This is a genomic window from Lacticaseibacillus suihuaensis (genome assembly GCF_054785075.1).
This window is the reverse complement of the sequence record NZ_BAAGBJ010000002.1, coordinates 219242-243864: the sequence shown is the minus strand read 5'-3', so window position 1 is coordinate 243864 and position 24623 is coordinate 219242. Positions and strand designations below refer to the sequence as shown.

The window sequence follows — 24623 nt, the reverse complement described above, 5'->3', positions numbered from 1 at the left end:
CGGCCGTCGCGCCGCTACTCAAAAAGCCACCGCACTCAACTGCTTGCGGTGGCCTGGATGGGTCTGAGAATTCGCGTTGGTCGCCGGACTGACCACGACCGCTGGCTTAGGGCCGCTTGAGGCTACCCCGCCGCGACCGCGTGGGTGCGGCGGTACTCGCCCGGGGTGATGCCGGTCAGCTTCTTGAACTTGCGGGTGAAGTTGGCCACGTCGTAGTAGCCGTTTTGCTCGATGATGGTCTTGATCGGCAGGCTGGTGGTGACCAGCGCCGTTTCGATCATCACCAGGCGCCGTTCGGCCACGAAGTTGGTGAAGGTCTTGCCGGTCACTTCCTTGACGTAGCGGCTGGTGTAAGGCACCGAGTAGCCGAAGTGGTCGGCGACATCCACCAAAGACAGCGTCGGGCTCGCCGCGTTGGCCTCGATGTAGGCGCGAAGCTTGGCGCCGACGTCCTCTTCTTGGGTCGCTTTGGCGGCGACGGGTTCCGGCGCCGTGATCACGCGGATGGTTTTGAGCAAAAGCGTGTGGAGCTGGCTCAGCGACTCGACCGCCAGAAGCTGGCGAACCAGTTCGTCTGAGACCTGCAGGTTGCGCTGGTAATCGGCCTTGAGCACCCGGGTGATCAGGTTGGACATGCCAAGATCAAAGCGTGCCCGGGGGTCGTAGTTTTGGCTGGCGAGGTTGAACAACATCTCGAAGGCCTCCTGCGCATGGTCAAAGTTACGGTGCAACAGACTGTTGTCCAACTTCAACTCCGTGGTGAAATCGAACATGTCCTCGCGACTGGCCGCCAGGGCCGCTCCGGTTTCATACGTTACACTCTCCCCCAATCCTGGATGCGCGGTGATCTGCGTCGACAAAACTTCGATGTAGGCTTCATGCAGCGTGGCCAGGCCGCGATGGGCCCGACTCAGGTACAGCACGGTGGTGGCATCGACCATGTCGCCTTGTTCCCGCAGCGCGGAGACAATCGCGGCCGGGGTCTGGGTGTCGGCGTAGTTGATCAAAAGCACCACCTGCGCCTCGCTGGTGCGATGCATGGGCAAAACGGTGTAGTCTGCGGCGGTGTAAGGTGCCGCCAGGTCGTCGGCGTTCCACTGCGCTTTTCTGGCGAGCAGCGCCACGACGAAATTCTTATACGGCAGGTGCAAGTCGGCCACCTCCAGCAGGTCGCCGGTGGTGTCCGGGTCCTGGATGCGGCCGTTGAGCAGCAACTGCAGAATCTGGTTGCGAACGAAGGGCAGCTGCACCTTGGAGGTGGTGATCAGGTTCTGGTGGTCGGCGATGTAACCCTCGATCGCCGTCTGCAGCCGGGCGGATTCGGTGCCGGCCGCACTGGCACCGCTAGCAGGCGTCGGCGGCAGCGCCGACTCCAGCCGCGCGATCAGCGCGTATTGGCGCTTGGCGAACCAGTGGATCAGGCCAAAACCCAAGAGCGCCACCAGCCCCAGGAGCCATAGGCTGTTGCCGAGGAAGCGCAGCAGCGAGTGGCCGGCGCGGTAAGGCAGCGCGTAGGACACGGTCTGAAACAGGCTGCCCTTGTCCGGGCTGACCGTCACGGCCAAAGCCTGCCCCGCCGCCTTGACGCGTTCGGTCTTGGGCTTGGCCCCGACCATCCCGGCCAAGTCAACGTCTTGCAGCCGCGACTTGGACAACAGCTCGGTGCGACCGGCCACCGCCAGCCCCAGCACCTGGTCCGGCGAGCTGGCGCCGGCGGCCAGGATGTCTTGCATGCTTTCGGTGTTCAAGGTGAAAAACACCACGCCGTTTTGCTCACCCGACAGCGGCATCAACGGCACCACCAGCGTCAGCTGGGCGTCTTGGTCGCGGCTGCCGGTCGCCAAAAGGTGCGGGACGCTGCTGTGAATCAAGGCGTCTTGCTGGTCCCTTTTGGTTCCCGCCGGCAGCAGGTTGTACTTGTACAAGGTGTCTTGCGTGTCGTAGGTGCCATCCGCCGAGTACAGGGCCTCAGGGCGGCGGAACATGTTGACCCAGCTGCGCTGGACCAACGGGCTCGACAGGTTGTAGCGGTGCAGCGCCGCCTCGATGGCCGCGTAGTCGTCAAAATACTGGGGGTCCCGGGCGAACGCCGGGTCGATGGCCATCTGGTTGGCCGCCGTCAAAAGATGCGCCAGGTTGTCGTTCAGGTTGGTGCGAACCGACGCCAAGGCGCGTTCCCGGGCGGTATCGACCTCGGCGCGTTGCCCCTGGACCTCGTTGTGCATCCAAGTCGCGGTCAAAATGCCGGCCGGCACCAGGAACACCACGGCGAAAAACGCCCAGTACATGGTGATGATGCGCTGGGGCTGCCAGTGCCGCAGCCGCTCAAGCATGGTCGGATGCCACCTTGATCACGGCCTCGACGTAGCGGCAGGCGTGAAGTGAGAACCACACCACCGGCGTCAGGTACAACGGCACCAGGGCCACCAAAGACAGCGCCGGGAACAGCACGACCAGGGCCGTGGCCACCATCGTGCCGACCAGAATCGCCAGCGTATCGGTGAACCGCGCGACCGAAATCACGAAGGCCTGGCGGAAGTACTGCCAAAAGCTCAGCTGGTAGCGGCCGAACACCGTCAGGATGTACATCAGGTAGATCATCGCCGCGACCAGCAGCACGATCAGGCCGTACTGCAGCACCGCCGAGCGAATCAACACCCGGTTCACCGCCAAGTCCAGCATCAAGAGCACGATGGCGCCACCGCTGATGAAGCCGATGCCGTTGGCGTCCTTGAACGACTGCCGCCAAAACAGGCCGAACTCGCGGTTCATGGCGCCAAGCTGCGCCGCTTCGCCGCCGAAGCGGTCGTCGTCGGTGCTTTCAAGCCGCCGCAAGAGCAGCTTCACGCAGCTGGCCAGCGCCGGGAACGCGCCGAGAACAATCCCGCCGCGCAGCGTCCACCACCACCACAACAGCTGGAGCTTGATGCCAAACAGCAACACCTGCCCGAGCTTGAACGTCAGCTTCACGATGCCTCGTGGTTCCGCTCCCATCATGTCGAATACCCCCTATACGATTCTACAACGTCCGTCCAACCCGCTTACCTAATGGTGGCCACTGTGAACCACCGCGACGCCGCCTTGCCCCCGCTTGGCGGCGCCGCACGACCTTCGCCGCTCGCCCCTGGTGTAGCCCGTCACGCGCCGGCGGCCCAGCCACCTCGCGCGGTGTTGCGGCCCTACCTGGCCGCCGCGTTCACGGCAACCCAGCGCTACCTACTCCGACGGCCGGCGGTCCGGCCGCCCTGCAGGCGACCGCCGCGGCTCAGACCCCGGAGATCTTGGTGACCGTCGCCAGGTCGGCGTAAAGACCGCGGCCCAGGCTGCGGTCCGTCGGCTTGCCGATCGTCAGGCGCGGCACCTCGAGCTCGTCCAGCTTGGCCACCGCACCGTCTTCCCACTGCTGCAGGCGCCACAGCGCGGTGTCGACCCGGGCGATCAGGCCGCCGTAGCGAATGTCCATGACCTCCCAGCCGAACGGCGCGTTGAGTTCGAACCAGACGGCGCGATGCGCGTCGCGCAGGTCGCGCAAGCGTTTAACTAACTCTGTCGATAAGTCTACTATAACGGGTTGCTGGTCCTTTTGTCCACTTTGATAGCTAGAGTTTATTTTCTCCATCAATGAAAGCTTTGCCACCAAGGCGTGAGCGAGGGCCCGGTAGAAGGTGAAAAGGCTCTCATCGGCCGGCGTCGGCACCACCGCGTCCAGCTGCGCCGCCAGCTCCTGGTAGTGATCCAGCAGGTCGTAAGGCGCCAGGTTGGCCGCCATCACCGGGTGCAGCAGGTCCGAGTACAGCACGATTTTGCTCGGGTTGGTCGCGTCCGGGTTGCCGGCCGCAAGCTCCGGCAGCTGGTCGAAGTCGTCGAGCAGCCAGTAATCCGCCGCGTTCTTGCCTTGGTAGGTGGCAAAGGCCGAAGCCAAGCTCGCCGCGTCCGGCGCCGCCTGGTGGTAGCACTGCTCGGCGAAGCTCTGCAGCCCCAAGGCCCCGGCGGTGAACGGCGTCTCGCCGCCGTCGTCGCCCCACATGGTGGCAAAAACGGTGTCGAGCCCCACGGCCTTGGCGGCGCTCATGCCGGCGGCCATCGTCTGCATCGTTTTGCCGTAATTCGGCGCCAGGCCGTTCCAGGTCCAAACGCCGGTGGCAAAGCTGACCGGCTGGCCCAGCGTCTGGTGGATGCGAAAGACCTGCTCGTAGTTGGCCTGGGAGTTGTTGTAGTAATCCCAGTACATCAGGCCGACGTTGGGAATCTGCGCCTTGAGCTGCTCGGAGAATTCGGTGGCCGGGTCGCCGTAGCCGTAGCCGGCGGCGTTGAACCACATGTCGCTCCACATGATCGGCTCAAGCCCGAGGTCCGTGGTGATCGCGGTGACGCGCGACACGTGATCCAGCATGATCTGGGTGCGGTCGACCCAGCCGTTGCGGTCGAGGTACTGGCCGCGGCCGAGCTCATGCGCCTCGTCCATGCCGATGTGAATCTTGCGGCTGCGGAACGGCGCCGAGGCGGCGGTGATGATGTTGCGCAAGAAGGTGTAGGTCGCCTCTTCCCCCACCAGCAAAATGCCGTCGGTGTCGCGAATCGGGTTCATGAACGACCAGCGCATCGGGTTTTTCAGGTGGCCCAGCGTCTGGATGCAGGGAATCAGCTCGACGCCAAGCGCCGCGGCGTAATCGTCGGCCGCTTTCAGCTCCGCCTGGCTCAGCCGGCCGCGCTGGTGGCCCCAAAACGGGTACTCCGGCACTTCGTAAACATCTTCCATGTAAAGCAGCGCCGCGTTGAGCCCCAGCCGCGCCGACAGGTTGATCAGCCGACGCAGGCCGGCCGGGCTCAGCGTGGCGTTGCGGGACATGTCGATCATGATGCCGGTCGTGTCAAACTGCGGGTGCTCGACCAAATCCAGGTCGCGCCCGGCTCGCACGGCGCTGGCCAGTGCCGTCAGGCCGCGGAAAAACGCCGACGGGAACGGGTAGCCGATATGCGCGACACCGCCGCGGTAGCTCACCACCAGGTCGTCGGCGTGGGTGACGGTGACCGCCACCGGCGCCTCGAGCTCGCCGAGCTGGCAGTCCTCAATCAGCGCCGTGACGCCTTGCTTCAGTTCCTCTGGTAGGGTCACAAAGTTTAATGTCATCAGTTTTCTCCCTCACTAGTCGTTAAGTGAATCACTTGATAAGGCCGCACCTCACGCAGGTGCAGCGTGACGCCGGCAGCCGTGACGCTCACGGCCTGGGCGGCGCCGGTTTCCACATCGGTGGCGACCGGCGTCTGGGCCGGTCGGCTGGCAGTCGCCGCCAGCCAGTAGCCGGCCGGCAGCGCGATGGTGGCCTCCCGCAGCACCGGACTTGCGGCCACCGAGTAGGTCAGGCGGCCGGTTTTTTGAATCCAGTAGTTCAAGACGTGCAGGTACAAGTCGCCGTTGACGGCGCGTCGCACCTCGACTCGCGCGGTGTCCGGCAGGTCGGTGGCGACCACAAGTGCCGGCGCCAGCAGCGCCAGCGCGTCTTGGAAGAGGCTTGCCACCCAATCCGGGGCATAGTCGTAGTACAGCGTGAAGAGCGGGTGGGTGAAGTACAGCGTGTTGGTGGTTCGCCAGGCCGCCGGCACCCCGGCGACACCCGAGCTTGGGGCGTGTTGGTGCGAGGTGAACGTCGTGCCTTCGCGGTTGAAGTACGGGATGCGCGTCTCAAGCACCGGCTCGGACCCGGCCGCCGCCACCGCGGCGCCGGTTTCGTACATCACGAACGGTTCCGCGACCAGCTTGCGGCCCAGCACCGCGTTGGGCTGGATGAAGTCGCGCTGCCAAGGCGAGCGGCCGCGGTATTCGACGCCGAACGCGCCGAGCGCGGCCGCGTGGTCGCAGCCCAGCACCTTGCCGCCGGCGGCGATGAAGGCCTGGAGTTTGGCCGCCAAGCCGGGGGCGTCAACCGGCAGCACGTCCAGCACCACCAGCAGCCGGTAAGGCGTCCAGTCGCTGGTCGCATCGACGATGTCGAACTGCTGATGGGCCTGCTCCAAAAGCCGCACCGCGCCGGTCAAGGCAGCGGCGGCCCCGGCCGGGCTGGTCAACGCGCCTTCCGCCGTCACAATCGCAATCGGCGCGACGGCCGCGGTTTGCGGCAGCCGCTCACCCAGCGCCTTGAGCCGGCGATACACCGGCGCGATCAGCGCCTGGGTGCCTGCGAGAAGCTGGCCGCTTGGCAGCAGCTGGTCGCCGATTGAGCACCCGGCGCCGAGCGACACCATCTGGAAGCATTCGAACTCAAGCGCCGCCGGCCGCTTGAGCGAGTGAAAATCGCCCCAGTAGGTGTGAAACTTGCCGGTCATGCCCAGGTACGGCAGCCCGAGCGTCCGGGTGTATCGCGCCACGCGGCTGAAGTTGTCGTAGCCCCAGGCGCCGTTGGGCAGGCTTTCGATCTCAAGTTGCGTGTAGTCCGCAAGCGTCGCCCCTTGCCCCGGGCCGACGTGCGAGGCGTTGAAGAAAATCGTCGCGTTCGGCAGCCGACGGCGAATCAGCGCCCCCACCTCGTCCTTGAAGGCGGCCAAGACCGCCGCGCAATTTTGCCTGCAGGCCTGCGGGTCGTGCCAGTCCAAGCCGGCTTCGGTCATCGTCTGCTGGCAGCTCGGACAGGCGCAAGGCACCACGTTGACGATGTCGAAGAACAACCCGTCGACGTTGGCCGGCCCGACCGACCGGATGATGTCTGAGACGTGGGCAAGCAGGTAATCGCGGTACGGCGTGTTCAAACACAGGCTGTCGTAAAAATTAGGCGCCGGCACGTCTTGCGTGTTGATCACCCGCCCGTCAGCGTCGCGACACAGCCACTCGGGATGCGCCTTGGCGGTGCGGTGGTCCCACTGCACGGTGGTGTAAATCGGGGCCCGGATGCCACGCGCATGCAGCGCCGCAATCTGCTGCTCGAGCAGGTCCGGCACGACGCTGGTCGGGTGCATCGCCCCTGGTTCGGCCTGCGAGCGGTAGAAAAGGTAGCCGTGGTGGTCACGCGCAAACACGGTCACGCTGGTCGCGGCCAAGTCGCGGTAGTAATCGCCAAACGCCGCCGCGTCAAAGGCGGCGGCGACTTTGGGGATGTCCGGGCTGGTGTGAAAGTCGAGGTGGATCTGGCGTTCAATCATCGAAGTCCTCCGTGGAATCGTGGTGGCGCCGGCTGGCGACGCTTGGGGCGGTGGTGCTGGGAACGGTGGTGCTTGGGGCGGTGGCGAGGTTGGGGCCAACGTTACGGCGTGGCCCGAGGTGGTGGTCCGAGACCATGGCCCGAAAGCGTGGCCCGAAAGCGTGGCCCGAGACCTCGGTCCGGTCTGGCCGGAAGCCGAGGCCGGGGCCCGGCCGCGGTTCAGCTGGCCGGAATCACGTTGACCAGCACGCTTTTTTGGATGTACCAGCGGCCGCCCTGGCGAACGAACTCGACCGTGTTCTCCAGCACCTGGGTCTTGGCCGGGTGCTTGGTCACCTGCTTCAGGGACACCTTCGCCACGACGCCGGTCGCCGTGACCTTTTGCACCTTGAAGGACTGCAGGGTCACGCGGGTGCCTTGGCTCAGGCTGGTTCCCAGCTTCGCCTCGGTGACCGCTCGCTTGGCCGGCGGCACGGTGGCCAGGTAGGCGGTGGCGTCGCCGGCGTTGATCGCCGCCACGTTTTGGCGGTACGTGGTTTGGGCGGCGCGTTCGGCGCTTTGGGCCCCGCTTGCCGACACGTCATCGGCCACGATCTTGCGGTCGACCAGGAAAAAGGCGACGGCGGCGGCGACCATCACCAGCGCAACGGATGTGAGCAGCAGTTTTAAGAAGCGGCGCATCGACAGGACCTCCTTTTAGGCTTGGCGGTTGAACACGTCTGCGGCGGCCTGGACCAGCGTTCCCGACAGGTCCAGCGAGTATTCCCAAAACATCAGGCCGCACAGCCCATGGGCGACGGCGTATTCGGCCTTGGCCGCCATCGACCGGGCGTCGTCATAGGAAGAGAAGCGGTCGCCGTCGCAGTAGTACGGCGCCTTGGCCTCGTCGTCCCAGTAAACATTGGCCGGATGCTCGGCCAACAGCGTCTTGAGCTCGTTGTAGTTGGTGGTGTGGGTGCCCAGCGTGGCGGTCGGCTGACCCAGCGGTGCGGCCTTGGCCGAGACCTCGAACCAGTCGCGGGAGTAAAAGGCCGAGCCGATGACGATTTTGGCGGCCGGCACCCCGACGGCCAGCAGGTTGTTGACCGCCTGCTGGGCACTGAGGTTGCCGTTGGCGGCGGTGTAGCCGAGCAAGTTGGTGTGGTGCGACGCCAGCTTCGTCCAGCTGCCGCGCATGTCGTAGGTCATCACGTTGAGGTAATCGAGGTACTGCACGTAGTCGTACTTGTCGTCCGGGCTCATGGTGGCCAAAAGCGGCTCGGCCGCCCCGATGGCCGCGGTCAGCCGGTAATAGCGGCCATCCGCCGCCCCGGCGGCGTCCAAGGCGGCCCGGGCGACCTTGACGAATTCCAGGAAGTTGGCCGCGTCTTCGGGCCGCGCGACGATGCCGGCGGTGTCCATGCCCGGGTACTCCCAGTCAAGATCGACGCCGTCGAAGTCGTAGCGGCGCATGTATTCAATGATGTTTTGGGTGAAGACGGTGCGGTTAGCGGCCGTCGCCACCGCGTCGGAAAAACCATCCGCGGTCCAGCCGCCGATCGAGATGCAGGTCTTCAGGTTCGGGTACTTGGGTTTTTCGGCGTTGATCAGGTCAATTTTTTGCAGCTCGCGGGTCAGCTTCAGCCCGTCGATCTTGGCGAAGGCGTAATTGATGCAGGACAGGTCGGCGAGGCGCAGGTCGGCCACCGTCCAGGGCTTGCCGTCGTCGAGGTAGGCCATCAGTGTCGGCATATTGTCACTCCGTTCTTTCTATGATTAGCGTAATCGCTTACAAGTTTCACTATACCCAGCAGACCCTTGGGGGACAAGGAAACCGCAAGAACAACATAGCCGAAAAATCCACATATTGTAAGCGGTTTATTTCCCGGGTTATGCTGAATTTCGAAAGGGGGACGCAACATGACAGAACCTACCACGGCCCGTGAGGACATTGAAACCGCCAAGGACAGCGGCTGGACGACGCAGGATTTCGCGCAATTTCCCGAGTATCCGACGTTGGTCAAGCAGTGGCGGTGGTTCCAAGATCAGAAGATCGGGCTGTTGATGCACTGGGGCGTGTACAGCCAGGCCGGGATCGTCGAATCCTGGCAGCTGTCCGACGAGGACACCTGGGCACGGGGCAAGCACCCGTTTCGGCCCAATATGCATCAGCTCAAAAAAGACTACTGGGGGCTGGCCAAACACTTCAACCCGCAGCACTACGACCCAACGGCCTGGGCGAAGATTTTCAAGGCCGCCGGCATCCGCTACACCATTTTGACCACCAAGCACCACGACGGCTTCAACCTATTCAATACGCAGTACAGCGATTATAAAACGGCCGCCGATCTGGTCGGCCCTTACGCTGACGCCATGCGCCAGGCCGGCATCGTACCCGGCGTCTACTACTCCAAGGCCGACTGGCACCACCCCGACTACTGGCGCCCGGATGGTGAGCCCAAGGGCCGCCACGCCGATTACCTGCCGGCAGACGACCCGGAGCGTTGGGGTCGCTTCACCGATTTTGTCCACAAGCAGCTTTTGGAGCTAGCCACCAACTACGGGCCGCTGGGGATGCTGTGGCTGGACGCCGGCTGGGTCAACGGCGAGCGCGAGCCGCTCGGGTTCGACGAGCTGATGCCCGAGATTCGCCAGGCCCAACCGGACATGCTGGTGGTCGATCGCACCATGGGCGGCCGCTACGAGAACTACGTGACCCCGGAGCGGCAGATTCCGACGCTGGCTGACCGCCCGGCCCTGCCTTGGGAAAGCAACATCCCCCTGAGTAACGACTGGGGTTATGTCCCCCACGCCGATTACAAAAACGGCCGCACCGTCATCCAAGACGTGCTACAAGTCGTCACCCTCGGCGGCAACATCGTCTTGGGCATCGGCCCCAAGCCCGACGGCACCCTGCCGCAAACCGGCGTCAAGCTGCTCTTGCAGCTCGGCGGCTGGCTGAACCTCAACGGCCAGGGCATCTACAACACCCGGGCCGCCAGCGCCGACTTGATCCAAAAGGCCGCAAGCCGCAAGTACTTCATCACCGAAGGCGCGACGCACTACTACCTGTTCCCTAAGGCCAAGGTGCCGAGTGCCGCGATCGACCTGAAGGCGCTGGGCCTGGCCGACGCCGTGACGACGGCCAGCCTGCTTGGTACCAACACCCCGCTGACCCGCACCGGCGACCTGATTCAACTGCCGGGCAGCCTGCGTCAGCGGCTGCTGCCGGGCATCGCCTTGGCCAAGCGGCCCGAGTAGCCTCACCCGCACGGTTTTTCGCCACTCGGACCGCAAGACCGGCACATCGAAACGTTTTACACGCTCTACTAAACGGGCTCCGCGAGGCAACGCGGATGCGGCTAGCTCGCACCCGATCTCGGGGTCCAACCCGCCCCAAGCCCAGGCGCCACGCTACCCGATCCGCTAAAACCGCCTCGCGCCGCCCTCTAAACGAGTTCCGCCCCGCAACGCGGATGCGGCTAGCTCGCACCCGGTCTCGGGGCCCAACCCGCCCCAAGCCCAGGCGCCACGCTACCCGATCCGCTAAGCCCGCGGTTCTACACTCTCTACAAAGGAGTTGATTCTATGGCCGCCATGCAACCGGCTACTTCGCTTGCCATTCCAGAGGCCAAGCGGAAGAAACGAACACGTCAGTTTTTTTCAATCAAGCGACTGCAGGAGAACTGGCAGCTTTACGTACTGATTCTACCGGCGTTTCTCTGCCTGCTGATTTTCTCATACGTCCCGATGTACGGGGTTTTGATCGCCTTTAAGGACTACATGCCGTCCTTGGGCATCTGGAACTCCCCGTGGGTGGGCATGAAGTACTTCAACCAGTTCTTCAATTCCTACTACTTCTGGGACCTGATGCGCAACACCCTGGGCATCCAGGTTTACGGCCTGATCCTGGGCTTCCCGCTGCCGATCATCTTGGCCCTGGCGCTGAACGAGATGAAGGACGGTTTTTGGAAGAAGTTCAGCCAAACCGTCACCTACGCACCGAACTTCATCTCCGTCGTGGTCATGGGCGGGATGCTGGTTGCCTTCTTGGACCCATCGACCGGGATTATCAACCACGCCCTCGGCCTGTTCGGGGTCAAGCCGATCGCCTTCATGAGCGATCCGCGCTGGTTCAAAACGGTCTACGTGCTGAGTAGCGTCTGGCAAGGCACCGGTTGGGGTTCCGTCATCTACCTGGCCGCCCTGGCCGGGGTTGACCCGTCGCTTCACGAAGCCGCGATCGTCGACGGCGCCACCCGCCTGCAGCGCGTCTGGCACATCAACCTGCCGTCGATTGTGCCGACCATGGTCATCTTGTTGATCATGAACGTCGGGAGCCTGTTCTCCATGGGTTACGAAAAGGTCCTGCTGCTGCAAAATCCGCTGAACATGTCGAGTTCCAACGTGATTGCCACTTTTGTTTACCAGCAGGGGCTGATCAACGGGGCTTACAGTTACGCGGCGGCCGTCGGGCTGTTCAACTCGCTGATCAACGCGGTCTTGCTGATTGTCGTCAACAACATCGCCCGCAAAGTCTCCGAGACAAGTCTGTGGTAAAGGAGGGGTAATATGAACACAACACTGATCAAAGACACCAAGGCCGATCGCATTTTCAAGTACTTCCTTTACCTCTTCATCCTGCTGGCGGTGTTGATCGTCATCTACCCGCTGATTTACATCATCAGCGCGTCGGTGTCAGACCCGACCGCGGTGAACTCCGGGGCCATGTGGCTGTGGCCCAAGGGCTTCTCGCTTGAAGGCTACGAAGTGATCCTGAAGTACAAGGACATCTGGCGCGGCTACGGCATGACCATTTTCTACACGGTCGCCGGCACGGCCATCAGCCTCTTCATGACGCTGCCTTGCGCCTACGCGATTTCCCGCCCGGACTTCTCGGGTAAAAAATGGTTCACCACCTTCATGCTGGTGACGATGTTCCTGAACGGCGGCCTGATTCCAAGCTACTTGCTGATCAAGTCGATGGGCATGCTCAACACCGTCTGGGCGATTCTGCTGCCCGGCGCCGTGTCCGTCTACAACATCGTCGTGACCCGCGCGTTCTTCCAGTCCAACGTGCCTTGGGAGATGCAAGAGGCCGCCAAAATTGACGGTGCGTCCGACTTCCAAATCTTCTTCCGCATCGTGTTGCCGCTGTCGGCACCGATCATCGCGGTGATGGCGCTATTTTACGGCGTCGGCATCTGGAACAGCTACTTCAGCTCCCTGGTTTACCTGCAAAACAAGGCTTTGTACCCATTGCAGATGGTGCTGCGCCAGATCTTGGTGCTGCAAGACATCCAGCAAGGCGCCGCGACCGGCTCGGCCGTGACCGCCAGTGCCGCCGAGGCCATGGAACGCAAGGCCGAACTCGCCGCCATCATCAAGTACGGCGTCATGATCGTGTCATCGCTGCCGGTCATCCTGGTTTACCCCTTCCTGCAACGCTTCTTCGTCAAAGGGGTTCTGATCGGTTCCTTGAAGGGTTAAACACCGCCGCCTCAATTAGGGTGAGGCCCCGGCTTAAAAAATTTTAGGGTAAGAATCGAAAGGAGTATTGCTATGAAACTGTCCAAAGCTATCCAACTCGCCGGCATCACCGCGATGTCGCTGCTCGCACTCGCCGCTTGCGGCGGCAAGTCCGGGTCCGACACCGGCAAGAAGTCCAGCGACATCAAGGTGACCACCAAGGGCTTCCCAATCGTCAAGAAGGGTGTGACCATGACCCTGATGGCCCCGAACGTCGCCGGTAACGCCGAGTACAAGGACATGCCGACCTTGCAGAAGTACGCCAAAATGACTGGCATCAAGCTCAAGTACAACACCCCATCGAGTTCCGACTACGGCACCAAGCTGAACCTGGCCTTCGCCTCCCAGGACCTGCCGGACATGATCTACGGCTCCGGGACCTCGACGTTCACCACGGCCAACGAAATCACGTACGGCAAACAGGGCCTGATCGTGCCACTGGAGAAGCTCCTGCCGAAATACGCACCGAACTTCTACAAGCTGATGAAGGCCGACCCGAACATTGAAAAGTCCATCACCACCCCGGACGGCCACATCTACTCCCTGCCGATGCTGCAGCGTGGCGACACCTCCAACTGGTACCTCGGCCCTATGTGGTACAACGGCACGTGGCTGAAGAAGCTCGGCGTCACCGAGCTGCCGAAGACCGCAGACGAGTTCTACGCCCTGCTCAAGCGCTTCAAGACCGAAGATCCCAACGGCAACGGCAAGGCGGATGAAATTCCGTACTCCGACATGAAGGACTTCTGGAGCCGCACCTGGCTGATGTCGACCTTCGGCATGCTGTCCAACGACGTGCAAAACAACGGCGACAAGGTGGTTTACAACCCGATCACCAAGAACTACAAGGCTTACCTGACCTTCTTCAACAAGCTGTACAAGGAAGGGCTGCTCGACAAGAACACCTTCACCCAGTCCGGCGACGCCAAGAAGGCCAAGATGGACAAGGGCCTGGTCGGCTTCACCCAGGATTACGCCCCGGGCTTCAACGGCGAAACCACCGCGGCTCAAAAGGCCACCAACCCGATGTGGCAGCCTTTGACCAGCTCCGTTTCCAAAAAGGCGATCATCCCTGGTAACCCTCGAATCAACCGCGGCTGCTTCGTGATCACCAAGGCCTGCCCGTCGCCTGAAGCGGCGCTGCGTTGGGTCGACTACCTTTACACCGTCAAGGGTCAAAACTTCATGAACCAAGGCCCTGAAGGCGTGATGTGGCACTACGAGAAGACCGCCGACGGTAACGAGGCCAAGGTCTTCAACAAGGGCATCGACTCCTCCAACTCCGAAGACTTCCGCTCCAAGATCACCCCGAACTACGGCATCACCTCCCCTGGCCTGAGCGGTGAGCTCTCCAAGGACCCGTACCAAAACACCATTTTGGAAAAGAAGACCGACGACCCAACCGGCGACGTTTACGCCAAGTTCGCCGTGTCCGAAACCCAAAAGAAGATCGACCCATACGTTCGCGTGCCTTACCCGCTGGTTTACCTGACCAACGCGGAGCAAGACGAAGTGTCCCCAATCGCCAACGACCTGAAGACCTTCGTTCAGCAAAGCGAAGCCAAGTTCATCACCGGTGTGACCCCACTGTCCGAATGGGATAACTACGTGAAGACCATCAAGGGCATGAACGTCGACAAGTACGTCAAGGTTTACCAAGACGCCTACGACCGCTGGAACAACGCGAAGTAAGCGCCAGAACTACGCAGGCGGTGTCACCCCCTCATTGCGAGGGCGGTGGCACCGCCTGTTTGTGTGTTGCGTCTCCACGCCCCACGCTCAGCGGAACGTCCGCTTAATGCGCCGGGTCGCAAGCGTCCCCGGGTCGTCCGGCGTGATGGGCGCCGCCAGCGCCTGCCGCCGAGCGTCCGGGCTTGGCAGCAGCGTCAACAGCCTTGCGAAGGCCTGATCCTCGCCGGCAGGGTCGGTGGCCTGATAAAAGCGCATCAGCGCAATCATGAACTCGGCGCGATCCAGGTCGTTTTGCGGCAGCAGCAGGTAATCGCCGCTGGTCAGCGTGTCATAGGCCGCGTTGGCCGCGATTAACGCCGTTCGCTTGTTGCCATCTTGGAAGGGCTGAAGCTTGGCGAGTCGCGCGAACACCCGCCAAGCATCCGCCTCCGCCTTCGCGGAATCGCGGTACTGCGCCACAATGGCTTCAAGATCCGCCTGCGTCACCACATCCGGCGGAAAGTACGCCTCCTTGCCATGCGCGTCCAGCAGAATTGCGGTTTTGTCATCCGGATTGTAATAGGCGCTTCGCAAATGCCCCGGCATGGCCGGCTCCTCGGGCGAGGGCGAATCGAACGCCCGGTTGATGGCGATGATGCCGGCCGCGCTGAAACCCGTGGCCTCAACCGCGGCAATGCCCTTGAGTGCATCCGTGAAAATCGCCACGTCCGAATTATCTTGGCGCAACGGCGCCGGCGACTGCCGATCAAGCGCTAACTTAGTCTGATAAACCGTGCTGCCGTAGCCGTTCAAGGTTCCCAGTGAGGCGATGAATCTCGCCAGTGCCGTGTTCGTCATCGCAATCCACCCTTTCACGCACTTGATTAACGTCATCGTAACCGATGCGAGGCGGTTGCGCAAGCCAGCCACTCGCAACGGCGAACGCCGGCTCGCCGCATCAAAAAAAGCGCGTCACCTTGCCGGCTCGCCGCATCAAAAAAGCGCGTCGCCTCCGCGGCGCCGCGCTTTCGATCAGTCCTGCTTCAGCTCGCTCAGGTCGTTGGCCTGGCTGAAGTCGATGTAGATGGCCTTGGGGTTGTCCTTGACGATCAGGATGTAGCCGTGGCCGAGAAAGGCGTCCTTATCGCCCTCGTAGGTGATGGGGAACTCCTGGGCCGGCGCCAGGTTGCCCTGGATCAGCAGCGCGTAGAGTTCGTCGTCGGAGTAGTCATCCGAAAAGGCGATGGCAACCGGCGCCGTCACCAGCTGGTCGGCCTTGTTCATCAGCTTGATCACCTCGAAGAGCTGATCGGTCACGGCCGCCGGGAACACCTTGGCCACCGTCGGGCTGACGTGGGTCTTTTTGCTTGCGTCGTACATACGTACCTCCAATGAATTGTAATGTAATTAACTTACCACAAGTAAGCCGGCGTTGCACGGCCGGCGTCAGGCCAGCGCCGCCGTGAGCCGCCGGAACTTTGCCGCCAGCGGCCGGTAACCCGCAACGGCTTCGGGATTCGGCACGAAGCGGTGCGTGGTGGCAATCGGCAGCGCCTGTCCCAACGGGAGCCGGCCCAGCGCCTGGGCCCCAAGCACCGCCGCCCCCAGCGCCGAGCTTTCGACGCTACTTGGCACCGTCACCGCGCAGCCGGTGATGTCGGCCAGCATCTGGCACCACAGTGGGCTTTTGGCGAAGCCGCCGGCCGCCGCCAGCGTCGTCACCGGCCCGGCCAGCGGCGTCAGCAATGCCAGCACCGCGGCGAGGTTGAAAATCACGCCTTCCATGCCGGCGCGAACCAGGTCGGCGGTCGTGTGGGTCGTCGTCAGTCCCACGAAGCTGCCGGTCGCCGCGGCGTTCCACAGCGGGGCCCGTTCCCCCGCCAGGTAAGGCAAAAAAAGCAGGCCGTGGCTGCCGGCCGGGGCCGTGCCGGCCAGCGCCGTCAGCTCGGGCAGCGTGAGGTGCGGCGCCAGCGTCCGGTTCAGCCACTGCAGCACGTTGCCGCCGTTGTTGACCGGGCCGCCAATCACCCACTGCCGCGGCCCCAGGTAGTAGGTGAACAGCCGTCCGGCGGGATCAAGCGCAAGCTTTGGCGCTACCACCCGCACCGCGCCAGAGGTGCCGATCGTCACGGCGTATTGCCCGGCGGCCACCGCCCCGAGCCCGAGGTTGCTCAGTGGGCCATCGGACGACCCGGCAATCACCGGGGTGGCCGGGGCCAGCCCCAGCGCCGCGGCCACGGCAGGCTTTAGCGGCCCGACTGGCGCGGTCGGCTCGCACAACGCCGGCAGCTGGCCCCGGGTGACCCCGGCCAGCGCCAGCAGGTCGTCTGCCCAGTCGCCGGTGGCCGGATCGTACAGCCCGGTGGCGTTGGCCAGCGAGCGATCCACCACCAAGCGGCCGCACAGCGCCTGCAAGACGAAGGCCTTGATGCCGACGACCTGCGCCGCCTGCTGCACCAGGCCAGGTTGCGTCTGGTTCAGCCAGATCAGCTTGGCCAAGGGGCTCATCGGGTGGATCGGCACCCCGGTTTGGCGCAGCCGCGCGGCCGTGGTCGCCGAGGCGGCCAGGGCCGCGGCGACCTTGGCGGCGCGGTTATCCGCCCAGGTCATCATCGGCGTGAGCGGCTGACCGGCCGCATCCAGCAGCATCAGGCCGTGCATCGCGGCGGAAAAGCTGATGGCCGCGACGTTTTGGCCGCCAACTTGGGCGACCACCTGGGCCAACCCGGCTCGCACCGCCGCCAGAATCAGCCGCGGGTCTTGCTCCGCGGCGCCTGGCACCGGCCGTTCCAGCGGGTAGCCGCCGCCGGCCTGGGCGGCCACCGTACCGTCCGGGGCAAAGGCCACCACCTTGGTGCTGGTCGTGCCGATGTCAACGCCGATAATCACGCTCATGTTGTCGCTCCATTCCGTTATCCTTCAGCGTAGCGCCTCAAAACCAGGCGCAAAAGCGGTCGCTGCCGACCGTGGCAGTCCTTCCAGGTTGCGCCGTTCCTCCGGGCTTGGCGTTACCGCCGACCGTGCAAGATCGTGGCCGCCGCCCCGGGTTGCGCTTCACCGGGCATTTTCCCCCCCGGGTTGCGCATCACCGCCTGGTTTTGGCAATCGTGTCGCGAATCGCGTCCAGCACCTTGGCGGAGTCCGTGTCCGTGGCGCTGGCCGCCAGCACGAACAGCGTGTCCATCAAGGACAGCTGCGCGATCAGCGCATGCATCGCCTCGGCGCGGTACTCGGTTTCCTCCGCCACCGCCACCAGCAGGCAGTCGGCCTTGGCCGCCAGCGGCGACCGGGCGTCGCCGGTGATCACGATCAGCGGCACCTGGTTGTGCTGCAGCGTGTCGGCTAAGGCCAAGGCGTCCAGGTCGGTGCCGGTGTGCGAAATCACAAGCGCCGCGTCCTGCTCGCTCAGGCGCGTCGCCGCCATCAGCTGCATGTGGTAATCCATCGTGTAGGCCACGTCAATCGGCGTTCGCAGGAACTTGTGGTAGCCGTCAAGCGCGACCAGGTTCGACGCCCCCAGCCCGAACAGCCCGAGCGTCTTGGCCCCGGTGATCAAGGCGGTCGCCTGCTCCAGCGTCGCCGCGTCCAGGCGGTCGGCGGTGGCGGCCAGCGCCGTCTGATTCAGCGAAAACAGCTTCCGCGCCACGGCCAGCGGTTCGTCGCTGGCGTCGAGCTCCTCGAACAGCGGGAGGTGAGCCGGCGCCTGGGCCAAGGCGACCCGCAGCGCCTGAAAGTTGGCGAGCCCCAGCGCCTTGGCGAAGCGCGACAGCGTGGCGGTGCTGACGCCGGTCGCTTGGGCCAGCGTTGAGATCGACATCGTGCTGGCCGCCGCGGCGTGTTGCAGCAGGTAGTCGCCCAGCCCCTGTTCCTTTTGGCTCAGGTGCATCCGGTTGGCCTGCAGCAGTGCGTTGAAATCCGGCATCGTAATCCCTCCAGTCGAGACTAGTATACCAGACCCGCCTTGAGAAAAATATTTACATCAAATTCGATTGATTTTTGTAAAAAATTTACATACACTTAAAGCATCAACCAAGGAGGCTTCTCACACAATGAAAATCGGCATGATCGGCTTAGGCAAAATGGGATTGAACCTGGTCAAAAACCTCAGGGACCACGGCATCGCCGTCGCCGCCAACGACTTGAGCGCGGCCGCTCGCGAGGACGCGGCCTTGGCCGGCGCGACCGCCTGCACCGACCTCGAGGCGCTCAAAGCGGCGCTGCCTGCCCCGCGCATCGTCTGGGTGATGGTGCCGGCCGGCAAGCCGACCGACGCGACGATTGAAAGCCTCGCCACGCTGCTGGACCAAGGCGACATCGTGATCGACGGCGGCAACTCCTTTTACCAGGACTCGCTGCGCCACGCCGCGCTGCTCAAGGAACAAGGCATCCACTTCTTTGACGTCGGGACCTCCGGCGGCATGGCCGGGGCCCGGGCCGATGGCAACTTCATGATCGGTGGCCCGTCGGCGACCTTCAAGACCATCGAGCCGATTTTTGCGGCCATCGCGCAGACCGACGGCTACCTCTACGTCGGCCCCGCCGGATCCGGCCACTACCTCAAAATGGTCCACAACGGCATCGAATACGGCATGATGCAGGCGATCGGCGAGGGCTTCGACGTGCTGGCCAATGGCCCGTTCGACTACGACAACGCCGCCGTCGCCAAGATGTGGAACCACGGCAGCGTGATTCGCGGCTGGCTGATGGAACTGGCCGAATCCGCCTTCTCCAAGGACGCCGAGCTGACCCAGATCAAGGGCGTGATGCACTCCAGCGGCGAAGGCGCCTGGACCGTCACCGAAGCCCAGCGCCTCCACGTGCCGACGCCGGTGATCTCAAGCGCCTTGATGATGCGCTACCGCTCGGAGCAAGACGACACCATGACCGGCAAGGTGGTCGCGGCGCTGCGCAACGAGTTCGGCGGCCACGCCGTCGACCAGAAGTAGGTCGCACCGGAAGCGGGTCGCACTGAAAATCAGCTGCCCGGAAGCAAGTCGCACCGGAAACGACTGCGCCAAGAGCAGACCGAACTAAAAGCAGAACGCAACCAAAAATCGCACACCAAAAAACGGCAGTCTCCCCGCGTTGGGAGGCTGCCGTTTGGCGTTGGCCGCACAAAGGCACTGCGGGCGAGCCCACAGTGCCTCGGTTGAAAGCTGGCTTGCGCCGATCGCGGAACGGCGGTGGTCTGCTCGGCAAAGACCACCACGCTTGAGGGGTGTTGCATACCTGTGTTGGACCGGGACCCGCCCCGTTTTCTGGACTCAAACCAGTTAAGCTGTTTTCTTTTACGCGAATTTCTTCGTCGCTAGACACTCACGCCGCGGACGTGGTCGACATAGGTCGACGTTCATCAGATGAGGATGAGGAAAACAGGTGGGTTCCGCGTGCTGCGCGGCGGCGGTATCGACCGGCCGCGCTGCGATCGCTATGGTGTCACGATACCACCCACTGCGCCAGAATGCAAGCGTTATACAGCCGATTGGATTGTAAAATGTTTGTAAAAGGTTGCACCACACAACTATTTTATCGTGAGAACCGCCACAAAGTGCTAGAAGGTAGCGAGGTCCGGATCAAGCGCCTCACCGGCCACGCCGCGCAGCGCGTCGACCTGCTCCATGTCGTGGAAGCTCAGCTCAAAGTCGAACAGCTGAGCATTCTCCTGGATGCGAGCCGCGTGAACGGACTTCGGCAGCGGCAGGAAGTCGTGCTGCAAGGACCAGCGCAGCACGATTTGCGCGACGGTTTTGTGGTAACGCGCCGCGATTTTGGCCAGGGCCGGCACGTCGAAAATCTTACCGGTGCCAAGCGGGCTGTAGGCCTCGCTCAGGATGTTGTGGGCCTTATTGTAGGCGACCACGTCCGGCTGCAGGTCCGACGGGTTGAGGAAAATCTGGTTGACCGCCGGCTGCACCGTCGCGGTTTTGGCCAGGGCGTCGAGGTGCTTGGGCCGGAAGTTGGACACGCCGATGGCCCGCGCCTTGCCGGCCTTCAGGATCTCCTCCATCGCCCGCCAGGTCTCGGCGTTGGTGGCCTCCCAGCTGTCGAGGAAGGCGACCGGGTTCGGCCAGTGAATCAGGTACAAGTCGACGTAATCCAGGCCCAGCTTGGTCAAAGAGGCGTCGATCGCCTTGTGGGTCGCATCATACCCGTGGTCACCGTTCCACAGCTTGGTGGTGACGAACAGCTCGTCGCGCTTGACGCCGGACTGGCGGATGCCGGCGCCGACGCTGTCCTCGTTGCCGTATGCGGCGGCGGTGTCGATGTGGCGGTAACCGGCGGCAATGGCGGCCGCGACGCTGTCACGCGCGACGTCGCCGTCCGGGGTCTGCCAGGTGCCGAAACCCACGATGGGAATCTCGACGCCGTTGTTCAGCGTGTAAGTGTCAGTCAATTTGGTCAAATGTGCCATTTTGTTCGCTCCTTATCAGAAAACTTGTGACTTACCATTAATTAGTGTAACAGACTGGCCGCGCTTCGACCAAAAATCATTGACGCGCGGCCGCATTTGGCCTAAGATACGAGTCAATAAGCGACGTTGAAGAGATAAGTAACCCCCACAAGCTGTGCAGAGAGCCGGAATTGGTGCGAGCCGGTCAGCGGCGGCGGTGAAAATGGTCTTGGAGTCGTGCCCACGTGAGCCATGCAAGCGCGGACCGGGTGTACCCGTTAACGTACTATCGTATCGCGCTTGCGCCGTACGAAATGAGGGCCAAGCGGCGACGCTTGACCGAACCCGGGTGGTACCGCGCCAACGCGTCCCGCAGCAAAGACAGTCTTTGCTGCGGGACTTTTTTTGCACCCAGGGCGCAGCCGGGCGTTTTTAGCGGGACGGATAGCCTAGCCGTGGCGCTTGCGGCCTGAACTTGGCCGCGAGTGACGCGGCGTAGCTAGCCGCTCCCGCGGTGCCCGGCGGAGCCCGACGACCCAGGGCGCAGTGCGGCGCAGTTAGCGGGACGATTAGCCTAGCCGTGGCGCTTGCGGCCTGAACTTGGCCGCGAGTGACGCGGCGTAGCTAGCCGCTCCCGCGGTGCCCCGCCGGCGCAACCCGCCGCCTCGCCGCCACTTCTTTCATCTCAACCATCACATCACATCACAATTGGAGGCAACACCATGACCAAACTCGACACGCAACTGATTCAGGGTTCCAACCGCACCGACGACGCCAACACCGGCGCCATCGTGCCGCCGCTGTACTTCTCCACCGCCTTTCGCCACCCCGGCTTGGGCGAGTCGACCGGCTACGATTACTCGCGGGTGACCACGCCGACCCGGGCCCTGCTTGAAGACCAGCTGGCCGCGATCGAAGGCGGCAGCCAGGCCTTTGCCGTCAGCTCCGGCATGGCGGCGATCGACCTGGTGTTCAGCACCTTCACCAAGACCGGCGACTCGATCATCGCAAGCGACGACCTGTACGGCGGCACCTTCCGCTACTTCGACACGCGCCGCGACCGCTACAACATCCCCTACCGGACCTGGAACGGCCAAAACGTCGCCGACTTGGTCGCGCTTTTGACGCCGACCACCAAGCTGATCTGGCTGGAGTCGCCGTCCAACCCGACGATGAAAATCATCGACATCCAGGCCGTCGCGACGGCCGTTCACGCGGCACGACCCGACGTTTTGATCGCCGTCGATAACACCTTTTTGACCCCGATCTACCAGCGGCCGCTGACGCTCGGCGCCGACATCGTGGTGCATTCGGCCACCAAGTACCTCGGCGGCCACAACGACCTGCTGGCCGGCGCCGTCGTGGTCCAAAACGCGGCGCTGGCAACGCAGCTGGCCGCGCAGCTGACCACCACCGGCCAGACGCTGGCGCCGTTCGACGCGTGGCTTTTGCTGCGATCGCTCAAGACGCTGGCGGTGCGGATGCATGCCCACACCGAAAACGCCCAGTACCTGGCGGCCAAGCTCACCGCGCTGCCCGGCGTGGCCAAGCTGCTTTACGCCGGGGTCGGCGGCATGATCAGCTTTTACCTGGCCGCCGGCTACTCGGTCGACGCCTTCCTGCGCGGCCTGCGCGTCTGTTCGTTCGCTGAGAGCCTGGGCTCCGTCGAGACGCTGGTCACGGTGCCGGCGGTTCAGACCCACCACGACATGCCGGAAAAGCAGCGGCTGGCGCTGGGCATCACCCCGCAGCTGATCCGCGTTTCGGTCGGCCTGGAGGACCAAGACGACCTGCTGGCCGACTTGACCCAGGCGATCGAAGGCGCCAAGGCCTGAGAACCGCGGCGCCGCGGCGCCACCGATTCTCCGCAACCACCCACGCATTTTTCACACAGGAGGCACATCATGCACGATTGGACCACCATTATCAAGGCCACCACGGTCAAGGACCCCGCTAGCGGCGCGGTTAACACGCCGATTCACCTCAGCTCCACCTTTTATCAGGCAGACTTCGACCACTTCGGCGAGTTCGACTACTCACGCTCCGGCAACCCGACGCGCCAGGTCGGCGAGGCCGCCGTCGCGACGCTGGAAGGCGGCCGCCACGGCTTTCTTTTCAGCACCGGCATGGCCGCGATTTCTAGCGTTCTGGAGATTTTTAGCCAAGGCGACCACCTGCTGGTCTCCAAGTTCGTCTACGGCGGCACCTTCCGCATCCTGACGGAGGTGCTCAACCGCTTCGGCATCACCCACACCTTCGTCGACCCGACCGACCTGGCCGCCGTCGAGGCCGCGATTCAGCCCAACACCCGCGCGATTTACATCGAGACGCCGTCCAACCCGGTCCTGGCGGTCACCGACATCCACGCCGTCGCCGAGCTGGCCAAGCGCCACAAGCTGTTGACCATCGCCGACAACACCTTCATGTCGCCGGTGTTGCAAAAACCGCTGGCGCTTGGCGCCGACATCGTGGTGCATTCCGCCACGAAGTTCCTGTCCGGCCACTCCGACATTCTGGCCGGCGCCGCGATCACCAACGACGACGCCTTGGCCGACCGCATCTACTTCATCCAAAACGCGTTCGGTGCGACGCTGGGCGTGACCGACACCTTCCTCTTGCTGCGCGGCATCAAGACGCTGGGCGTTCGCATGGCGGCCTCAAGCAAGGCGGCGCTTGCGCTTGCAACCTGGCTGCAGGCCCAGCCGCAGGTCACGCGGGTCTGCTACCCGGGGCTTGACGCCGATCCCGGCCACGCGATTCAGGCCAAGCAGGCGGTCAACGGCGGCGCGGTGTTGAGCTTCGACGTCGGCAGCGAGTCAAACGCCCGGATCTTGGCCGAGAGCCTGACCATCCCCGAGTTCTCCGTCAGCCTCGGCGGCGCCGAGTCGATTCTCTCTTACCCGCCGAAAATGAGCCACGCCGAGATGAGCCCCGAAGAGCAGCTAGCCTGCGGCATCACCCCGGGGCTGCTGCGCTTCTCCGTCGGCCTGGAGGACCCCCGCGACCTGCAGGCCGACCTCGCCCAGGGGCTGGCGAAGCTGAAGTAGGCCGGACCGCCCCGCTGGGCCCAGGGACTGGTGAACTGCGGTAGCCCGGGCCGTCCCGCTCGCCCCGGGACTGGTTAGCCGCCCTGGCCAAGCAACCCGAGGTGAAGGCTTCGCCGCCGTCACCCCGCCTTGTGCGGCGCGTCGTTGGCCGTCGACACCGCGATTCTCTTCGTCGGCCTGAACCTACTCGCTGTCGCACCGCTTGGGGTCAAGCTGGTCGACCAGGTCGTCGTGATCGGCCTCAACTACGCCTTCAGCAGGCGCCTATTCGGCCGCTGAGTCGATGAAAACCAAGCAAAAACGAACGCGCCACCCCAACCGCATGTTTGTGGTTGGGGTGGCGCGTTCGTGTAGTATCTAAAGTTTCGAACCATGTCTACCCAGCGAACATTGCCGCCGTCACACCCGTTTTTCCATCTCCAGATCGGTGACGGCAAAGCCGGCCTTCTCGTAGACGTGCCGGGCCCGGTGGTTGCGGCCGAACACGTGCAGGCCGATGTGCCGAACGCCGCGAGCCGCGGCCGCCTCGTCCAAAAGCCGCAGCGCCGCCGTACCGATGCCTTGGTCCTGGCTGGCCGCATCCAGCTTGATGTCGTAGATGAAAAAGCGCCGCTGGTCTTGGTCCCAGCTGACCCACAGGCTGCCGACGCCAGCGCCGTCAACCGCGATGGTCCACAGCAAGGCGTCGGGCGTGGCCAGCCCCTGCGGCAGTAGGCTGGCGAAGTCGCGCTGCGCGTTGGCCAAGGCGACCGCCGCAGGCCAGGTGCCGGCCACGATTTTGTCTTGGGCATACTCCGGCACGGCCTGGGCGAGCCAGGCCGCATACGCCGGCTCAGTCATCGGCATCAGTGTGACATTGGGCATCACGGTTCC

General features: G+C 63.7%; 20 protein-coding genes. 8 read left to right on the top strand and 12 right to left on the bottom strand.

Translation table 11 applies throughout. The features are described 5' to 3' along the window. Positions 1 to 122: 122 nt before the first annotated feature. The 6 genes from ACYVRZ_RS03595 to ACYVRZ_RS03570 form a co-directional block, all read right to left on the bottom strand. Positions 123 to 2333 (bottom strand): helix-turn-helix transcriptional regulator, encoded by a 2211-nt coding sequence (locus ACYVRZ_RS03595; protein WP_461224884.1) that lies wholly within the window; start codon positions 2331 to 2333, stop codon positions 123 to 125. After that, on the bottom strand, positions 2326 to 2997 hold the full coding sequence (locus tag ACYVRZ_RS03590) for a DUF624 domain-containing protein (RefSeq protein ID WP_461224882.1): 672 nt from the start codon (positions 2995 to 2997) through the stop codon (positions 2326 to 2328). Before ACYVRZ_RS03590 ends, ACYVRZ_RS03595 begins: the two co-directional genes overlap by 8 nt. Before the next feature lie 268 nt (positions 2998 to 3265). Then, a complete protein-coding gene (locus tag ACYVRZ_RS03585; protein WP_461224880.1) occupies positions 3266 to 5131 on the bottom strand; it encodes a family 20 glycosylhydrolase in 1866 nt (621 codons plus the stop codon). After that, positions 5131 to 7134: an alpha-amylase family protein gene (locus ACYVRZ_RS03580; RefSeq protein WP_461224878.1), complete on the bottom strand. Its 2004-nt coding sequence runs from the start codon at positions 7132 to 7134 to the stop codon at positions 5131 to 5133. Before ACYVRZ_RS03580 ends, ACYVRZ_RS03585 begins: the two co-directional genes overlap by 1 nt. A gap of 218 nt (positions 7135 to 7352) precedes the next feature. Next, a complete protein-coding gene (locus ACYVRZ_RS03575) occupies positions 7353 to 7814 on the bottom strand; it encodes a hypothetical protein (protein ID WP_461224876.1) in 462 nt (153 codons plus the stop codon). A 15-nt stretch (positions 7815 to 7829) separates the two neighbouring features. Beyond that, positions 7830 to 8864 carry a glycoside hydrolase family 18 protein gene (locus ACYVRZ_RS03570; protein ID WP_461224874.1) on the bottom strand — a complete coding sequence of 345 codons (1035 nt, stop codon included), beginning with the start codon at positions 8862 to 8864 and terminating at the stop codon, positions 7830 to 7832. A 168-nt stretch (positions 8865 to 9032) separates the two neighbouring features. On the opposite strand from ACYVRZ_RS03570, the gene ACYVRZ_RS03565 reads away from it, so the two are divergent. The 4 genes from ACYVRZ_RS03565 to ACYVRZ_RS03550 all read left to right on the top strand — a co-directional run bounded on the left by ACYVRZ_RS03565 (position 9033) and on the right by ACYVRZ_RS03550 (position 14333). Then, on the top strand, positions 9033 to 10373 hold the full coding sequence (locus ACYVRZ_RS03565; protein WP_461224872.1) for an alpha-L-fucosidase: 1341 nt from the start codon (positions 9033 to 9035) through the stop codon (positions 10371 to 10373). Positions 10374 to 10700: 327 nt separating this feature from the next. Next, entirely contained in the window at positions 10701 to 11672 is a 972-nt protein-coding gene (locus tag ACYVRZ_RS03560; protein ID WP_461224870.1) for an ABC transporter permease, read from the top strand. A 12-nt stretch (positions 11673 to 11684) separates the two neighbouring features. Then, entirely contained in the window at positions 11685 to 12602 is a 918-nt protein-coding gene (locus ACYVRZ_RS03555; RefSeq protein WP_262315806.1) for a carbohydrate ABC transporter permease, read from the top strand. Positions 12603 to 12674: 72 nt separating this feature from the next. Continuing rightward, the gene (locus ACYVRZ_RS03550; RefSeq protein ID WP_461224868.1) at positions 12675 to 14333 is read left to right on the top strand and encodes an extracellular solute-binding protein; all 1659 of its coding nucleotides are present in this window, start codon (positions 12675 to 12677) and stop codon (positions 14331 to 14333) included. Between the two features lie 87 nt (positions 14334 to 14420). On the opposite strand, the gene ACYVRZ_RS03545 is transcribed toward ACYVRZ_RS03550, so the two are convergent. The 4 genes from ACYVRZ_RS03545 to ACYVRZ_RS03530 form a co-directional block, all read right to left on the bottom strand. Next, positions 14421 to 15170 carry a Fic family protein gene (locus ACYVRZ_RS03545; RefSeq protein WP_461224866.1) on the bottom strand — a complete coding sequence of 250 codons (750 nt, stop codon included), beginning with the start codon at positions 15168 to 15170 and terminating at the stop codon, positions 14421 to 14423. Between the two features lie 174 nt (positions 15171 to 15344). Then, positions 15345 to 15692 (bottom strand): hypothetical protein, encoded by a 348-nt coding sequence (locus ACYVRZ_RS03540; protein WP_461224864.1) that lies wholly within the window; start codon positions 15690 to 15692, stop codon positions 15345 to 15347. 66 nt (positions 15693 to 15758) lie between these two features. Continuing rightward, on the bottom strand, positions 15759 to 17207 hold the full coding sequence (locus ACYVRZ_RS03535) for a gluconokinase (RefSeq protein ID WP_461224862.1): 1449 nt from the start codon (positions 17205 to 17207) through the stop codon (positions 15759 to 15761). A 190-nt stretch (positions 17208 to 17397) separates the two neighbouring features. After that, positions 17398 to 18234 carry a MurR/RpiR family transcriptional regulator gene (locus tag ACYVRZ_RS03530; protein ID WP_461224860.1) on the bottom strand — a complete coding sequence of 279 codons (837 nt, stop codon included), beginning with the start codon at positions 18232 to 18234 and terminating at the stop codon, positions 17398 to 17400. 127 nt (positions 18235 to 18361) lie between these two features. Between ACYVRZ_RS03530 and gnd the strand changes: the two genes are divergently transcribed. Then, positions 18362 to 19258, top strand: coding sequence for a phosphogluconate dehydrogenase (NAD(+)-dependent, decarboxylating) (gene gnd, locus ACYVRZ_RS03525; RefSeq protein WP_461224859.1), 897 nt, complete (start codon positions 18362 to 18364; stop codon positions 19256 to 19258). Positions 19259 to 19863: 605 nt separating this feature from the next. On the opposite strand, the gene ACYVRZ_RS03520 is transcribed toward gnd, so the two are convergent. Further along, positions 19864 to 20724: an aldo/keto reductase gene (locus ACYVRZ_RS03520; RefSeq protein WP_461224857.1), complete on the bottom strand. Its 861-nt coding sequence runs from the start codon at positions 20722 to 20724 to the stop codon at positions 19864 to 19866. Positions 20725 to 21425: 701 nt separating this feature from the next. Here ACYVRZ_RS03520 and ACYVRZ_RS03515 point away from each other — a divergent pair. From ACYVRZ_RS03515 to ACYVRZ_RS03505, 3 genes are all read left to right on the top strand, one after another. Further along, positions 21426 to 22538, top strand: coding sequence for a trans-sulfuration enzyme family protein (locus ACYVRZ_RS03515; RefSeq protein ID WP_461224855.1), 1113 nt, complete (start codon positions 21426 to 21428; stop codon positions 22536 to 22538). Between the two features lie 69 nt (positions 22539 to 22607). After that, complete coding sequence (locus tag ACYVRZ_RS03510; protein ID WP_461224853.1) at positions 22608 to 23750, top strand: trans-sulfuration enzyme family protein; 1143 nt, start codon at positions 22608 to 22610, stop codon at positions 23748 to 23750. A 144-nt stretch (positions 23751 to 23894) separates the two neighbouring features. Next, entirely contained in the window at positions 23895 to 24029 is a 135-nt protein-coding gene (locus ACYVRZ_RS03505; protein WP_461224851.1) for a hypothetical protein, read from the top strand. 120 nt (positions 24030 to 24149) lie between these two features. Here the strand turns inward: ACYVRZ_RS03505 and ACYVRZ_RS03500 are convergent, their stop codons facing one another. After that, positions 24150 to 24614 (bottom strand): GNAT family N-acetyltransferase, encoded by a 465-nt coding sequence (locus tag ACYVRZ_RS03500; protein WP_461224849.1) that lies wholly within the window; start codon positions 24612 to 24614, stop codon positions 24150 to 24152. Positions 24615 to 24623 lie beyond the last annotated feature (9 nt).